Genomic DNA, 15,010 nt, shown 5'->3' with positions numbered 1-15,010 from the left:
TTGGCCCCTCGGTCGTCAAGGGGCTGCACGCTGATCGCGTGCGGCCTCCGGCTGCCTGCCGCCGCGAATCGCACCGCTTTGCCGGAAGTATCCCTTGATGACATCCGTAAATGCCAGGCGCGCATGCGTCGAGCGTTCGAGCAGACCGACGCGGCGCCGCACGTCGACGCCGTCGAGCGGTACCAGGCGCAACAGGCTGTCGCCCTCCCAGGTGACGTTGGCCAGTCGCGGCACGATCGATATGCCGAACCCCTGCCGCACCAGTTCGATGATCGCCTCGTTCGAATTCAGCTGCATGCTCTCGTTCACGGTCACGCCGCACTGGTCCAGCACCTCCTGCACCAGGTTGCCGGTCCAGGTGCCCGGCTCGAAGCGGATGAACGGCGCTTCGGCCAGCATCTCGCGGCCATCGTCGGGCAGGAAGAAGTGCGGATGGCGCGGCACGATCAGCACCATCGGCTCGGTATATAGCTCGGTCCACACCAGGTTGCGCGGCAGCGGGCGCGGCGAGCGCGTGACCACCGCGGCATCCAGTTCGCCGTGTTCCACCTTGAGCGCGAAATCGGCCGAGAGGCCGGCGAAGAGCCGCACGTCCAGGCGCGGATGCTCCTGCTTGATCGCCCACAAGGCATCGGCGAACGCGCCCATCAGCACCGACACCAGAGCACCGATCGCCACCGTTCCGGAGAGGCCATCCTCTTGTCCGGAAGCCAGCGATTCATATCGCTGCACCAGCGCCTCGAGTTCCGGCACCAGCGCGCGGCCGGCGGGATTGAGAATCGCCGCGCGCGCATTGCGGTCGAACAGCTGGCAGTTCAGGTCTTCCTCCAGCGCACGGATCTGTAATCCGACCGCGGCGGGCGTCAGGCCGATCTGCTTGCCCGCCGCCGCGAACGTCCCGCACCGGGCCACGGCCAGGAAGGTCTTGAGGGTGCGGATGGAAGACATTGCGGCTCCGGGATGGCGGTGCGGGGAAAGCGGCGGTGCAGAGAAAGAATTCCTTTATCTGGACAAGAGAATTACTAGCTTTTTGCTCGCCATGCAATCCGGAACAATACGAGCGGACAGCCCGCATCGACAAGCGCCTCAGACAACTCGGCGGCGCACCGAAACCCTCCCCCAATCGACCCCATGACTACTCTCAACGTTCGTGTATGGCGCGGCAATGAAGACGGCGACCGTCAACGGCAAGGCGCGCTGGAGCTGCCGCACGCACGTCGCCAAGGTCGTGCAGGGCGACTCGCTGGAAATTGCCCCGCTGTCGAACCTGCCTGTCATCAAGGACCTCGCCACCGACATGACGGCCTTCTTCGACAAGTGGGCAGCGGCCAAAGGACAGTTCAAGGGTGCCACCACGCGCCACGACGCATTCGCCAGCGTCGAGCCCGCCTCCCCCGCGCGCAAGGCCGCCGATGCCGGCATCGAGTGCATCGGCTGCGGCGTCTGCTACGCCTCTTGCGATGTGGTCGGCTGGCGCCCCGATTACCTCGGCCCCGCCGCGATGAACCGCGCGTGGACGCTGGTCAACGATGTGCGCGACGTGGTGGGCACCGAACGCCTGCGCGCCGTTGCCGGCGACGCCGGATGCCACAGCTGCCATACGCAGGGCTCCTGCACCGAGCGTTGCCCCAAGCAGCTGGCGCCGACGGCGGGCATCGCCGGACTCAAGCGCATTGTCGCCAAGGCCGCCATCAAGGGGGAGCTATGAACAAAGCGATTTCGGTCGGTACCCAGGCCAGGCTCTGGTACTGGCAGCGCCTGAGCGCCATGGTGCTGGCGCTGTGCGTGGTGGGACACCTCATCGTCATCATGGTCGCCGTGCGCGGCGGGCTCTCCGGCGCGGAAGTGCTGGCGCGCACGCGTGGCAACTGGGCCTTCGGCGCCTTCTACGCCTGCTTCGTGCTCGCCTGCACCGTGCACGTGCCGATCGGCCTGATGCGGATCGCCCAGGAATGGCTGGCATGGCGTTCGCGCGGCGTGGTGACGGCTGCATGGCTGTTTGCCGCAGTGCTGGGCCTGGCTGGGCTGCGCGCCGTCTACGCGGTGGTGATGCCATGAAGAGAAACGACATGCGCGCCCGCAACCATGCCGCCTACTGGGCCTTCCTGATCCACCGACTTTCCGGCCTCGCGCTGGCGCTGTTCCTGCCGGTGCATTTCTGGGCGCTGGGCCATGCCATCCAGGGCGAAGCGGCGCTCGACGGCTTCCTGAAACTCACCGACAACCCGCTGTTCAAGACCGGTGAGTGGGGGCTGGTGATCCTGCTCTCGCTGCACATGATGGGCGGCGTGCGGCTCTTGCTGATCGAGTTCCGGCCGTGGACGGGCCTGCGCAAGGACTGGGTCGCGTTCAGTCTCGGTGCGGGCCTTTGCGCGGGCCTGGCATTCATGCTCTCGCTGTTTTCGTAGGCCAACAACCATGAGCGCCGCCGGCTGAAGCGTCGCCATGCCCACAACCCCAAAGGAGACCACCATGACGCTTTCCCCGAAGTCCACGATCCGCCGGCGCTGCCTTGCGCTCTGCCTCGGCGCCGCCGCAGTGGTTGCAGCCGGCAATGCGCGGGCGGATGCATGGCCGACCCGCCCGGTCACTATGGTCGTGCCGTTCGCCGCGGGCGGCAGCACCGATGTGCTCGGCCGCGTGATCGGCCAGAAGCTGAGCGAGATGTGGAAGCAGACCGTGGTGGTCGAGAACCGCCTGGGCGCGGGCGGTGCCGTCGGCGCGCAGGTCACGGCCAAGGCAGCGGCCGACGGCTATACGATGATGCTGGCCTCGGGCAGCATGTTCACGGTCAACCCGTTTATCTACCAGCGGCTGCCCTACAGCGCCAAGGACTTCACCTTCATCACCAACGTGGCCAGCGGCCCGATGCTGGTCGTCGTCAATCCCGGTGTGCCGGCCAGGAACCTGAAGGAACTGATCAGCCTGGCGAAGTCCCAGCCGGGCAAGCTCAACTTCGGCTCCGCCGGCACCGGCAGCCAGGTGCACATGGCGGGCGAGGCCTTCGCCGACGCTGCCGGGATCAACATCACGCATGTGCCCTACAAGGGCGAATCGCTTGCCTACAACGACCTGATGGCGGGGCAACTCCAGCTGATGGTCGGCAATATCGCCGCAGCCTCGCAGTTCGTGAAGGGCGGCAAGCTGCGCGCGCTCGCTGTCACCGGCAACGAGCGCTCGCCCATGCTGCCCGACGTGCCGACCGTGGCGGAAGCCGGCCTCACGGGCATGGAGAACGTGACGGGCTGGTTCGGCTTCGTGATGCCGGCGGGCACGCCACCCGAGATCGTCAGCAAGGTGCAGCAGGACACGGTCAAGGTGCTGGCGGATCCGGACACCCAGGCGCGTTTGCTCGCGCAGGGCATGAAGCCGGTCGGCAACACGCCCCAGCAACTGAGCACAGCCATCGCCACGGAATCGCAGCGATGGGAAAAGATCGTCAAGAACCGCAACCTGACGGCCAACTGAGCGCCAACTGAGCGCCCCGGCCCATCCAGGCCGGGGCCGAGCATCGAGGACAAGCATGAAGATAGATCTCACCCTCCTGGAAGACGCGGCCAGGGAACTGTATATCCGCGCGCTGAAGATACTGCCGCCCGACGTCAAGGACGGCATCGCGCAGCTGCAGGAACACGAAACCTCCGCCACGGCGCGCAGCGTGCTGGCCACCATGAGCAAGAACATCCGCATCGCGGAGGACACCGACAACCTGCTGTGCCAGGACACCGGCGTGCCGATCTACAACATGACGATCGGCACCGGCGTCGCCGTCGACGGACATGCCTTCAAGCAGGCCATCCGGCGCGGCTGCGAGCGCGCCACGCGCGAGCACCCGCTGCGTTCTTCCGTGGTGCATCCGCTGACCCGCAAGAACAACCACACTTCCTGCGGCATCGAGGTGCCGGTGATCCATATCGACTTCGACGACACGCCGGGGCGCATGACGCTGGAGATGGTGCCCAAGGGCAGCGGCTCGGAGAACAACTCCTTCCTCAAGATGGCGATTCCCGCCGAGGGCATGGATGCCATCAAGACCTTCGTCATCGACAGCGTGATCGCCGCGGGCGGCAAGACCTGCCCGCCGACCATCGTCGGCGTGGGCCTCGGCGGGACCTCGGACCTGTGCGTGGCGCTGGCCAAGCGGGCAGCCACGCGCGCGCTCGGCACGCAATGCGCCGATCCCGACGGCGCGGCGCTGGAAGCGGAACTGTCGCGGGCCGTGAACCAGCTCGGTGTCGGCCCGCAAGGCCTGGGCGGCGACGCGACCGCCTTCGCAGTGCATATCGAGCTTGCCTCGACGCATATCACGATGAACCCCATTGCCGTCAACATGCAGTGCCATTCCGCGCGGCGCGCATGCGCCACCTTCACCGCTGACGGCATCAGCTACGGATTCTGACCATGGCGCACTACGAACTCTCCACGCCCGTGACGGAGGCACAGATCCGTCAGCTGCGCGTCAACGACACCGTGACCTTGCAGCAAACCCTGTTCGGCATCCGCGACGCCACGCAGATCCATATGTTCGACCGCGGCCGCGCAACGCGTTTCGATCTCGGCGGCCATGCGGTCATCCATACCGCGCCCAATGTGCGCAAAGTGCCGGCCAGCGCGGAGCATCCCGCCGGCTACCAGCCGATCTGCATCGGCACCACCACCTCCGACCGCATGGAGCGCTTCACCCGCCCGCTGATGACGCAGAACGGCGTACGCATGATCGTCGGCAAGGGCGGCATGCGCGAAGGCTCGCAGGCGGCGTTCCAGGAACTGGGCGGCGTCTACCTGGCGATCATCGGCGGCACGGCGGCGCTGGAAACCACCTGGATCGAACAGATCGAGGACGTGGATCTCGACGACCTCAACCCCGAATCACTGTGGCGCTTCCGCATCCGCGATTTCGGCCCGCTGCTGGTGGCCATGGACAGCCACGGCAACAGTCTCTACACCGCCGTCAAACAAAACACCGCAGACCAGCGCGCTGCCGTGCTGGCCAGCCTGGGAGTGGCAAAACCATGAAGACCATCAAGCGACTGCAGACCGACGTGCTGATCCTCGGCTCCGGCGGCGCCGGGCTGTTCGCCGCGCTGCACGCGCACCAGCAAGCGCCGGAGTTGTCGATCACCGTGGCCGTGAAAGGCCTGCTGGGCAAATGCGGCTGCACCCGCATGGTCCAGGGCGGCTACAACGTGGCGCTGGCGCAGGGCGATTCGGTCGAGCGCCATTTCATGGACACCGTGGAAGGCAGCAAGTGGCTGTCAGACCAGGACCTGGCGTGGACGCTGGTCACCAAGGCGGTCGAACGCATCCACGAACTAGAGAACGAGCTGGGCTGCTTCTTCGACCGCAACCCCGATGGCACGGTCCACCAGAAGGCCTTCGCCGGGCAGACCTTCGACCGCACCGTGCACAAGGGCGACCTGACCGGCATCGAGATCATCAACCGGCTGGCCGAGCAGGTCTGGAGCCGCGGCATCAACCGGCTGGAAGAACACCGTGCCGTCGAGCTGATCAAGACGCCGGACGGCAAGTCGTTGTCCGGCGTGCTGATGATCGATATGCGCAACGGCGAATTCGTGTTCGTGCAGGCCAAGGCCGTGTTGCTGGCCACGGGCGGCGGGCCGACCATGTACAAGTTCCACACGCCCTCGGGAGACAAGAGCTGCGACGGCCTGGCGATGGCGCTGCGCGCCGGCCTGCCCCTGCGCGACATGGAGATGGTGCAGTTCCACCCCACCGGGCTGCTGGCGGGCAAGGACACGCGCATGACGGGCACCRTGCTGGAAGAAGGCCTGCGCGGCGCCGGCGGCTACCTGCTCAACGGCGACAAAGAGCGCTTCATGCACAACTACGATCCGCGCGGCGAACGCGCCACGCGCGACATCGTGTCGCGCGGGATCTATGCGGAGATGCGCGCGGGACGGACTTCGCCCAATGGCGGCGCGTATATCCAGATGAGCCATCTCGGTCCCGACAAGGTGCGCAAGCAGTTCAAGGGCATGGTCGAGCGCTGCGGGGACTGCGGCTTCGACCTTGCCGGCGATCTCGTCGAGGTGGTGCCAACCGCGCACTACATGATGGGCGGCGTGCAGTTCCGCCCCGACTGCAGCACCGAGCTGCACGGCCTGTTTGCCGCCGGCGAAGACACGGGCGGCGTGCATGGCGCGAACCGCCTGGGTGGCAACGGCGTCGCCAACTCGACCGTGTTCGGCGGCATCGCCGGCGACACCATGGCCGCCTGGACGCGGCGCAACAACACGCTGCGCGCGCCCGACGAAGCCGCGATCGCAGCCGCCATCGCCGCCATGGAAGCGCCATTCGGCAAGCCCGCCGGCAGCCTGGAACCGATCCGCGAGGCGCTGTTCGACTGCATGTGGGACCACGTCGGCATCATGCGCACGCGCGACGGCTTGCTGCGGGCTCGTCAACGCCTAGCGGAACTGGAACAGGCGCTGAAGGCAACCGGCGTCGCCGGCGGCCATCGCGCGTTCAACGTCACGTGGCACGACTGGATGAACCTCGGCAGCCTGATCGGCGTAAGCCAGGTCATCGTGGAAGCCGCTCTGTCCCGCGAGGATTCGCGCGGCGCGCATTTTCGCGAGGATTTCCCTGCGACCGGGGACCTGCCCGGGTCCAGCTTCACCGTGGTGCGCCAGCGCGACGGCATGCTGCAGCTGACCCGCTCTCCCGTGCAATTTACCCGCGTCGCTCCGGGGCAGACGATCCTGGAGGAGGCGGCCTGATGTAGTGCCTAGGTGGAGGAGACTCAATGAACAAGAAGAAGACACTGCGCGCGGCGGCGCTCGCCGCCATGCTGCTCTGCGTTGGCGGTCTTGCATCGGCCGAAAGCGCCCCTGCGCGGCCGATTACCGTTGTGGTGCCTTACAGCGCGGGCGGAGATGCGGACCTCTCGGCGCGCAACCTCTCCGCCGGGGTAAGGAACGTGACCGGCGAAACCCTGGTGGTCGTCAACAAGGCCGGCGCCGGCGGCGCCATCGGCTCGCAGTTCGTGCGCGACGCGAAGCCGAACGGACAGACGCTGCTGCTCGGCCGCGTCGGTGCGCAGGCGATCCTGCCGGCGCTGCAGCCCGACCTGGGCTACAAGTGGAATGACTTCACGCTGCTCGGGCTGCTGGAACTGAACCCGGTGGTCTGCGTGGTCAGGACGGCAGCCGCCTACAAGACGCTGGACGACCTGATCGCCGTCATCCGCAGCCAGCCCGGCAAGCTGAACTACAGCACCTCCGGCCCTGGCACGGTGCTGAACCTGACAACCCAGGCCTTGCTGCAATCGGCGCGGCTCGACAAACAGGCGGTGGTGCAGGTTGCCTACAAGGGYGGCGGCGAGGCTACCGCGGCGGTACTCTCCGGCGAAGTCGATTTCACCTGCAACAACCTGACCGCATTGATCGGAAATATCAAGGGCGGAAAACTGCGCGCGCTGGTGACCACCTCGCCGCAGCGCCTGCCGGAGCTGCCCGACGTACCGACCGCGAGCGAGACCGGCCATCCCCGGCTGGAAGCGCTCAATGGTTGGAGCGCGCTGTACGGCCCGCCGGGCATGGACCCCGCCCTGGTCGAAAAATGGGCTGCGGTGCTACCGAAAGTCGCGAGCGATCCGCAATGGAAAACCGGGGTCCTCACCATTGCCTCGATCCCCATGATCCTGTCGCCGTCCGAGACGCACAGGTTTGTCGAAGCCCAGGTGGCAATGTACGAACAATTGGGCAAGTCCCTCAACATTCAGCTCAAATAGGAATTCCCATGGCGAAGTCCCATCGCGGCGCCGATGCGCTGGCCAGCACGCTGGCCAAGGCCGGTGCCAGGCGCATATTCACCCTGTCGGGCAATCACATCATGCCGGTGTTCGACGCCTGCCTCGACGCGGAAATCGCGTTGATCCACGCGCGCCATGAAGCCGCCACCGTGCACATGGCCGATGCGTGGTCGCGCATCACGGGCGAAGTCGGCGTGGCAATGGTCACCGGCGGACCCGGCCACGCCAACGCGGTATCCGCGCTCTATACCGCGCAGATGTCGGAGTCGCCGCTGGTCCTGCTGTCTGGCCATGCGCCGAACAGCCAGCGCGGTTTTGGCGCCTTTCAGGAAATGCAGCAAGTCGAGATGGCCGCACCCGTCACCAAGGCGTCGTGGGCCTGCGCCAGCCCGGACACCGTTGCTGCCGATATCGCGCTGGCCATGCGCATCGCGGCATCCGGACGGCCCGGCCCGGTGCACCTCAGCCTGCCCACCGATGCGTTGGAAAATGCCGTGACGCATGCCGGCGTGCCGGCCTCGATCGCCACGCCGCAGGAAGCGCCCGCGCTCGATGCGCAGACGACCTCCGACGTACTGGCTTCACTGGCGGCGGCAAAGCGCCCGTTGATCCTCGCCGGTCCCGCGTGGCTCACGGCTCGCGGGCGCAGCCGCATGGCGGAACTGGAAGCGCGCACCGGCATTCCCGTCGTCGGCATGGAAAGCCCCCGTGGCAACAACGATCCGAGCCTCGGCGCCTTCGCGCAGATGCTGGCGCAGGCCGACTGCATATTGCTGCTGGGCAAGCGCCTCGACTTCACGCTGAAGTTCGGCCAGTCTCCCGCCTTCGCGGCCGGCTGCAACTTCCTGCAGATCGATGCGGACGATGCCGAGTTGGAGCGAAGCCGCCGTGCGGCCGGTGCCCGCTTGCTGCTCGCACGGCGCGCGGATATCGGCAGCGCCTTCGCGCAACTGATCGCCTGCGCGGCCGGGCGGGAGCAGCATCATGCATGGCTGGAGGACGTGAAGGCTGCAATCCGCCATCGTCCCGAATCATGGAAGACCGCGTCGTCGACGCACGCGCTGCACCCGGTCCAGGTGTGCAGTCCCCTGCAGCCGATCCTGGACAGCCATCCGGAGGCGGTGCTGGTCTCCGACGGCGGCGAATTCGGGCAATGGGCGCAAGCCTGCCTGCAAGCGCCGCACCGCGTCATCAACGGTCCGGCGGGCGCCATCGGCAGCGCCCTGCCGATGGCGCTGGCGGCGCGGCTGGCCAAGCCGGACGCGCCGGTCATCGCCATGATGGGAGACGGCACCACGGGCTTTCATATCGCCGAGTTCGACACGGCGGTACGCTACGGGCTGCCCTTCGTCGCCGTGGTTGGCAATGACGCGCGCTGGAATGCGGAGTACCAAATCCAGCTCAACAGCTACGGCAAGGACAGGCTGGTGGGATGCGAACTGCTTCCCTCGCGATACGATCAGGTCTGCGCGGCGTTTGGCGGATATGGTGAATTCGTGCAAACGCCGGAGCAGCTGTTGCCAGCGGTGCAGCGCGCCATCGCGTCGGGCCTGCCGGCCTGCGTCAATGTGCAGATGGAAGGCGTGCCCGCGCCGGTGGTGGCACGCAAGTGAGAGACGCAGCGCGCCGGTGCCCTATCCCAGCGCGCTGCGATAAACCAGGCCGAGCCCCGCAGCGATCAGGATCGTCCATACCACGCGGATCACTTTCGCCGGCGCGATGCGCCGGTGCAGCCAGCCGCCCGCGAAGTAGCCGGCAATGGCGCACGGCATCAGCAGCGCCGCCAGCGTGAAGATGGCGGCATTGGCGTACAGCCCCGCTAGCGCAAACAGTATCAACCGCCCGAACGCCGTCAGCACGATCAGCGTGCTGGTGGTGGCCCGCAACTGCGCGGCGTCTCGCAAGCGCCCTGCCAGGTAGATCGTGTAGAGCGGGCCGCCAGTGCCGAACATCGCGGTCAGCATGCCGCCCACTACGCCGAACGGCACCGACAGCCGCGTATCCAGCTCGCTGAAGCCGCGTTTGAACAGCAGGTTCCACGCGGAATACAGCAACACGAACAAGCCGAGCAACAGCAGCAGCGGACGCTCCGGCGCGAACATCAGCAGCGCCAGGCCTGCAACCATGCCAATCACGACGCTCGGCAGCAGCCGCCGCAACTCACCCACATGCACATGGCTGCGGCTGCGCACGCCCAGCAGGGTTCCCGCGACAAGATCGAAGAACAGGATCATCGGCACCGCGGTGCGCAGCGGGACGATCTGCGTGAGCAGCGGCATCGCCATGATGGAAGAGCCGAACCCCGTCAGCCCGAAGATCGTATAGGCCCACAGCACGATGGGCGCCAGGCAGGCGAGTTCGAGGGGCGTGAGTTGCGTCTGCGAAAGGACGGATTCGATCAGCAAAATGTGAGGGGGGGCTTGAGCGATGCTGGGCGGTCCCATCATAGTAGGCAACGTCGCTTCTAGTCAACTAACTCATATATATGATTTATGGAATCAGACGGCAGTCATGAGATGCCTGTGGCCGCAAGGTTGCACTTGGGTTTTCCCTCGGCCGATGCGTCCGAATCACCTAGGCAATGTCTACGATCTTTCCGTGTCACTAACTGGCGATTGCACCAATTCCATGATTCGACTATAGTCGAATCATGGAAACCAATAACGCGCTCGAAGCGCTCGCCGCACTTGCTCACGCCATCCGTCTGGCCGTGTTCCGCCTGCTCGTGCAGGCGGGGCCTGAAGGCCTGCCGGCGGGCCGCATTGCTGAATTGATGGAGATGCCAGCCTCGTCGCTGTCGTTCCACCTCAAGGAATTGCACCGGGCCGGCCTGCTGGCAAGCCGTCAGGAAGGCCGGTCGATCATCTACATGGCTCAGTTCGAGACCATGAATGCCTTGCTTGGCTACCTCACCGAGAACTGCTGCGGCGGCACGCCGTGTTCGCCGGTACCTTCCTGTTCCGTTGCCACGGAGTCCTGACCATGAAGCGCTTTCACGTCCACGTCAGCGTGGCCGATCTGCCCGCAAGCATCCGCTACTACACCGCGCTGTTCGACGCGGAACCGACCATCGTCAGGGACGACTATGCGAAGTGGGCGCTGGAAGACCCTCGCGTGAACTTCGCCATCTCCAATCGCACCGGGATGCTCGGCATTGACCACCTGGGTATCCAGGTGGAGACGGACGCGGAACTCGCGGAGATGCAGACGCGGCTGGCCAATGCCGACCTGCCAATGCAATCGCAGGCCGCGACGAACTGCTGCTACGCGACCTCGGACAAGCATTGGTCTGTCGACCCGCAAGGCATTGCGTGGGAGTCCTTCCACACGCTCGGTAGTGCGCCGACGTATGGCGAATCGCGCAATCGCAGCGCTGAAGCCGCCGCCTGTTGCGCGCCGACCCAATTGAACACCGCTCCGAAGCAACCTGCAAAGACCGCCCGCTGCGCGCCGGAATCCGGCTGCTGCTGAGCTTTCGCTAACAACGCCTCCGCTACCGATCCTCGGACGAGGAGGCCCCTGCTCGCCCCGACGACCACTATGTCCGACAAGATCTTCAATGTCCTGGTGCTATGCACCGGCAACTCCGCCCGCAGCGTCATGGCCGAAGCACTGTTCAATGTGCTCGGCAAAGGCCGCTTCCACGCCTACAGCGCAGGCAGCCATCCGTCGGGCACGGTGAATCCCTTTGCCATCGAGCGTTGCCTGTCGATCGGCTACGACATTTCGGGCCTGCGCAGCAAGAGCTGGGACGAGTTTGCCGTACCCGGTGCGCCCAAGATGGACTTCGTCATTACCGTCTGCGACCAGGCCGCCGGCGAGGTCTGCCCGGTCTGGCCTGGCACGCCCATCACGGCGCATTGGGGCTTCCTGGATCCCGCAGCCATTCAGGGCTCCGACGAAGAGAAGCGCAAGGTGTTCGACCAGGTGTTCCGCCAGATCCTGAATCGCGTGCGCCAGTTCGTGAACCTGCCATTGCACGTGCTGGACCGCAACGCCATCCAGAGGGGCATGCGCGCCATCGGCGAACAACTCGTGGAGTCAGGGGAATGAGCACGGCACAACGGACGGCCGGGGCAAGGCAACCCAGTGCCATCGGCTTCTTTGAGCGCTACCTGACCGTCTGGGTTGCGCTCTGTATCGTCGCCGGCATCCTGCTCGGCCAATGGTTGCCAGCGGTGTTCCATGCGATCGGCGCCATGCAAGTGGCGCAGGTGAACCTGCCGGTGGGCGCGCTGATCTGGATCATGATYGTTCCCATGCTGATCAAGATCGACTTCGGCGCGATGGGCCAGGTCGCGGGCCACTGGCGCGGTATCGGCGTGACGCTCTTCGTGAACTGGCTCGTGAAGCCATTCTCGATGGCATTGCTGGGGTGGATCTTCGTTCGCCACCTTTTCGCGGCATGGCTGCCGGCCGACCAGCTCGACAGCTACATAGCCGGCCTGATTCTGCTGGCCGCGGCGCCTTGTACCGCGATGGTTTTCGTCTGGTCGCAGCTCTGCAAGGGCGATCCGTATTTCACGCTGTCGCAGGTGGCGCTCAACGACGCGATCATGGTCGTGGCCTTCGCGCCTGTCGTCGGCCTGCTGCTGGGCCTTTCTTCGATCACCGTCCCGTGGGATACGCTCATCGCCTCGGTCGGGCTCTACATCGTCATTCCGGTGCTGATCGCGCAGGTCATCCGCAAGGCGCTGCTGGCCCGCGGCGAAGCCACATACAAGCGCGTTGTCAACGCATTGGGCCCCTATTCGATCACAGCACTGCTCGCCACGCTCGTGCTGCTCTTCGGCTTCCAGGGCAATGCAATCGTCGAACAGCCCTTGATCATTCTCTTGCTGGCCGTGCCAATCCTGATCCAGGTACTGCTGAACTCCGGCCTGGCCTACCTGCTGAACCGCAAGCTCGGCGTAGCCCACTGCGTGGCTGGCCCATCGGCACTGATCGGCGCAAGCAACTTCTTCGAACTGGCCGTGGCTACCGCCATCGGCATCTTCGGCTTTCAATCCGGCGCGGCGCTCGCCACCGTCGTGGGCGTGCTGATCGAAGTGCCGGTGATGCTCTTCGTTGTGGGCGTGGTCAACCGCTCGCAGCGCTGGTACGAATCGCATTGAGGAACCAACATGTCCGTCACCATCTATCACAACCCTGCGTGCGGCACGTCGCGCAACACTCTGGCCATGATCCGCAATGCTGGCATCGAGCCGATCGTCATCGAATACCTGAACACGCCACCGGACCGGCAGACGTTGCAGGCGATGATCCGCGATGCTGGCCTTACCGTGCGCGAAGCTATCCGCGAGAAGGGCACGCCCTACGCCGAACTGGGTCTCTCCGATCCGGCGCTGACCGATGACCAGTTGCTCGATGCCATGCTGACCCATCCTATCCTGATTAACCGGCCCTTCGTCGTCACGAAGCTTGGCGTGCGGCTGTGCCGGCCGTCGGAAGTCGTGATCGACATCTTGTCCTCGCCTCAGCAAGGCGCGTTCTCCAAGGAGGACGGTGAGGTCGTGATCGATGCACAAGGACGGAAGGTCCAATGAGCACGAACTTGCCCAACATCGTGTCCGCTGTACTCGGCACGCCTGACCTGCACAAGCTGGAGCCCGCACGCATCAGCACCCATCCGCCCCGGATCCTGCTGCTATACGGTTCGCTGCGCGAGACGTCGTACAGCCGCCTGCTCGTGCAGGAAGCCGAACGGATTCTGCAGCATTTTGGCGCGGAGACCCGCGTGTTCAACCCACATGGCCTGCCCATGGCCGACAGCGTGCCGGCGGACCATCCGAAGGTGGTCGAACTGCGCAAGCTCTCGGAGTGGTCGGAGGGTCAGGTGTGGTGCAGTCCCGAACGCCACGGCACGCTGACTGCCGTCTTCAAGAACCAGATTGACTGGCTGCCGCTGGAGATGGGCGGGATTCGGCCCACACAGGGGCGTACGCTGGCGGTGATGCAGGTCTGCGGCGGCTCGCAGTCGTTCAACGCCGTCAACGCGCTACGCGTGCTGGGGCGCTGGATGCGAATGGTGACGATCCCGAACCAGTCATCTGTCGCCAAGGCGTACCAGGAATTCGACGCCAACGGCCGCATGAAACCCTCCTCCTACTACGACCGCCTGGTCGATGTCATGGAGGAACTCTACAAGTTCACGCTGCTGGTTCGCGATCGCAGCGACTACCTGACGGACCGGTACAGCGAGCGCAAGGAAGCAGCGCCGGCTATTGCCGCCACGCTCGCGGCGGCAGCAATGAGTCATGAGAAGGACGCTCAGGTCAGCGATACCGATAGCGGCGAAGTCGAGTAATCAACGAACGGGATGGCCATGGAGCCAACAAGTAGTGTGGTCGCCAGGCTGGGCATTGCCCAGACACTGGCATGGGGTTCAACCTACCATCTGCCAGCCATGCTGGCCACGCCCATGGCCCGGGATCTCGGCGTATCACCGCCCCAGAAGATACGGATCCAAAAGAAAAAACCCCGCTTGTAGGCGGGGTTGATCTTTACAGGTTCTGATTACGCAAGGTTAAAACGGAATATCGTCGTCCATATCCTCAAACCCGTTCGACGGCGCCTGCTGCTGACGGCGCGCAGCGCCACCCTGCTGGCCACCGGCCGCCTGGCCACCACCGCTGCGTGCACCACCACCGTAGCCGCCACCGCCACCGCCCGACGATTCACGGCCACCGCCGTAACCGCCGCCGCCCATGTCGTCACCACCGCGGTCACCGCCGCCCATGCCCTGGCGCGAGCCCAGCATCTGCATCTGCTCGGCGACGATCTCGGTGCTGTACTTTTCCGCGCCGGATTGGTCGGTCCACTTGCGGGTGCGGATGCGGCCTTCGATATAGACCTGCGAGCCCTTGCGCAGGTATTGGCCAGCGATTTCGGCCAGCTTGCCGAAGAAGGCGATGCGGTGCCACTCGGTGGCTTCCTTCATTTCGCCACTGGTCTTGTCCTTGTAGCGGTCGGTGGTCGCCAGGCGGATGTTGCTCACTGCGTCGCCGCTGGGCAGGTAGCGGGTTTCGGGGTCCGCGCCCAGGTTGCCGACGAGGATGACTTTGTTGATCGATGCCATGTGAATGTTCTCCCAGGGCCACGCCCTCTGCTGCAAGCGGCGTGGCAATGCCTTGACTGATGCGTAAACGAATAACGCGCCCCCGGCCAAGAAGTCGGACGCGCGGTCATGCTAGTGCCTATTTGCGGCAAAAAGCTTTACGAAGTGATGCGGCCGGC

The 15,010-nt window shown here is 65.4% G+C and carries 18 protein-coding genes and 1 pseudogene; 16 read left to right on the top strand and 3 right to left on the bottom strand.

Features of this window, described 5'->3' with window-relative positions:
- Nucleotides 1-15 precede the first annotated feature (15 nt).
- Nucleotides 16-948, bottom strand: a complete 933-nt coding sequence (locus AC1DN0_RS20630) for a LysR family transcriptional regulator (protein ID WP_441627075.1) — start codon at nt 946-948, stop codon at nt 16-18.
- Between the two features lie 217 nt (nt 949-1,165).
- Between AC1DN0_RS20630 and AC1DN0_RS20625 the strand changes: the two genes are divergently transcribed.
- From AC1DN0_RS20625 to AC1DN0_RS20585, 9 genes are all read left to right on the top strand, one after another.
- Nucleotides 1,166-1,708: a succinate dehydrogenase/fumarate reductase iron-sulfur subunit gene (locus AC1DN0_RS20625; protein WP_477145957.1), complete on the top strand. Its 543-nt coding sequence runs from the start codon at nt 1,166-1,168 to the stop codon at nt 1,706-1,708.
- Nucleotides 1,705-2,058 (top strand): succinate dehydrogenase, encoded by a 354-nt coding sequence (locus AC1DN0_RS20620; RefSeq protein ID WP_441627071.1) that lies wholly within the window; start codon nt 1,705-1,707, stop codon nt 2,056-2,058. The genes AC1DN0_RS20625 and AC1DN0_RS20620 overlap by 4 nt, the downstream gene beginning before the upstream one ends.
- Entirely contained in the window at nt 2,055-2,408 is a 354-nt protein-coding gene (gene sdhC, locus AC1DN0_RS20615) for a succinate dehydrogenase, cytochrome b556 subunit (RefSeq protein ID WP_156177325.1), read from the top strand. The genes AC1DN0_RS20620 and sdhC overlap by 4 nt, the downstream gene beginning before the upstream one ends.
- Before the next feature lie 64 nt (nt 2,409-2,472).
- Nucleotides 2,473-3,468 carry a Bug family tripartite tricarboxylate transporter substrate binding protein gene (locus tag AC1DN0_RS20610; protein ID WP_441627069.1) on the top strand — a complete coding sequence of 332 codons (996 nt, stop codon included), beginning with the start codon at nt 2,473-2,475 and terminating at the stop codon, nt 3,466-3,468.
- Between the two features lie 55 nt (nt 3,469-3,523).
- The gene (locus AC1DN0_RS20605; RefSeq protein ID WP_441627067.1) at nt 3,524-4,399 is read left to right on the top strand and encodes a fumarate hydratase; all 876 of its coding nucleotides are present in this window, start codon (nt 3,524-3,526) and stop codon (nt 4,397-4,399) included.
- Nucleotides 4,400-4,401: 2 nt separating this feature from the next.
- On the top strand, nt 4,402-5,016 hold the full coding sequence (locus tag AC1DN0_RS20600; RefSeq protein WP_428180691.1) for a fumarate hydratase C-terminal domain-containing protein: 615 nt from the start codon (nt 4,402-4,404) through the stop codon (nt 5,014-5,016).
- On the top strand, nt 5,013-6,740 hold the full coding sequence (locus AC1DN0_RS20595; protein ID WP_477145956.1) for an L-aspartate oxidase: 1,728 nt from the start codon (nt 5,013-5,015) through the stop codon (nt 6,738-6,740). Before AC1DN0_RS20600 ends, AC1DN0_RS20595 begins: the two co-directional genes overlap by 4 nt.
- 26 nt (nt 6,741-6,766) lie before the next feature.
- On the top strand, nt 6,767-7,753 hold the full coding sequence (locus AC1DN0_RS20590; RefSeq protein ID WP_441627063.1) for a Bug family tripartite tricarboxylate transporter substrate binding protein: 987 nt from the start codon (nt 6,767-6,769) through the stop codon (nt 7,751-7,753).
- Nucleotides 7,754-7,761: 8 nt separating this feature from the next.
- A complete protein-coding gene (locus AC1DN0_RS20585) occupies nt 7,762-9,387 on the top strand; it encodes a thiamine pyrophosphate-binding protein (RefSeq protein ID WP_441627061.1) in 1,626 nt (541 codons plus the stop codon).
- A gap of 21 nt (nt 9,388-9,408) precedes the next feature.
- On the opposite strand, the gene AC1DN0_RS20580 is transcribed toward AC1DN0_RS20585, so the two are convergent.
- Entirely contained in the window at nt 9,409-10,179 is a 771-nt protein-coding gene (locus AC1DN0_RS20580; RefSeq protein WP_441627059.1) for a sulfite exporter TauE/SafE family protein, read from the bottom strand.
- Nucleotides 10,180-10,424: 245 nt separating this feature from the next.
- Between AC1DN0_RS20580 and AC1DN0_RS20575 the strand changes: the two genes are divergently transcribed.
- The 7 genes and pseudogenes from AC1DN0_RS20575 to AC1DN0_RS20545 all read left to right on the top strand — a co-directional run.
- On the top strand, nt 10,425-10,754 hold the full coding sequence (locus tag AC1DN0_RS20575; protein WP_441627057.1) for an ArsR/SmtB family transcription factor: 330 nt from the start codon (nt 10,425-10,427) through the stop codon (nt 10,752-10,754).
- Nucleotides 10,755-10,756: 2 nt separating this feature from the next.
- Entirely contained in the window at nt 10,757-11,245 is a 489-nt protein-coding gene (locus AC1DN0_RS20570) for an ArsI/CadI family heavy metal resistance metalloenzyme (RefSeq protein ID WP_441627055.1), read from the top strand.
- Between the two features lie 69 nt (nt 11,246-11,314).
- Nucleotides 11,315-11,827, top strand: a complete 513-nt coding sequence (locus AC1DN0_RS20565) for an arsenate reductase ArsC (RefSeq protein ID WP_441627053.1) — start codon at nt 11,315-11,317, stop codon at nt 11,825-11,827.
- Nucleotides 11,824-12,888, top strand: a complete 1,065-nt coding sequence (arsB, locus tag AC1DN0_RS20560; protein ID WP_477102598.1) for an ACR3 family arsenite efflux transporter — start codon at nt 11,824-11,826, stop codon at nt 12,886-12,888. Before AC1DN0_RS20565 ends, arsB begins: the two co-directional genes overlap by 4 nt.
- A 9-nt stretch (nt 12,889-12,897) precedes the next feature.
- Complete coding sequence (gene arsC, locus AC1DN0_RS20555; protein ID WP_441627049.1) at nt 12,898-13,320, top strand: arsenate reductase (glutaredoxin); 423 nt, start codon at nt 12,898-12,900, stop codon at nt 13,318-13,320.
- Complete coding sequence (arsH, locus tag AC1DN0_RS20550; protein ID WP_441627047.1) at nt 13,317-14,081, top strand: arsenical resistance protein ArsH; 765 nt, start codon at nt 13,317-13,319, stop codon at nt 14,079-14,081. Before arsC ends, arsH begins: the two co-directional genes overlap by 4 nt.
- Before the next feature lie 18 nt (nt 14,082-14,099).
- A pseudogene (locus tag AC1DN0_RS20545) lies at nt 14,100-14,225 on the top strand (MFS transporter); the annotation flags it as partial.
- Nucleotides 14,226-14,300: 75 nt separating this feature from the next.
- On the opposite strand, the gene AC1DN0_RS20540 reads toward AC1DN0_RS20545, so the two are convergent.
- Entirely contained in the window at nt 14,301-14,852 is a 552-nt protein-coding gene (locus AC1DN0_RS20540) for a single-stranded DNA-binding protein (RefSeq protein WP_441627045.1), read from the bottom strand.
- Between the last annotated feature and the right edge of the window lie 158 nt (nt 14,853-15,010).

It is taken from the genome of Cupriavidus sp. 05N39, from assembly GCF_056397325.1.
This window is presented reverse-complemented; position numbering and strand designations above follow the sequence as displayed.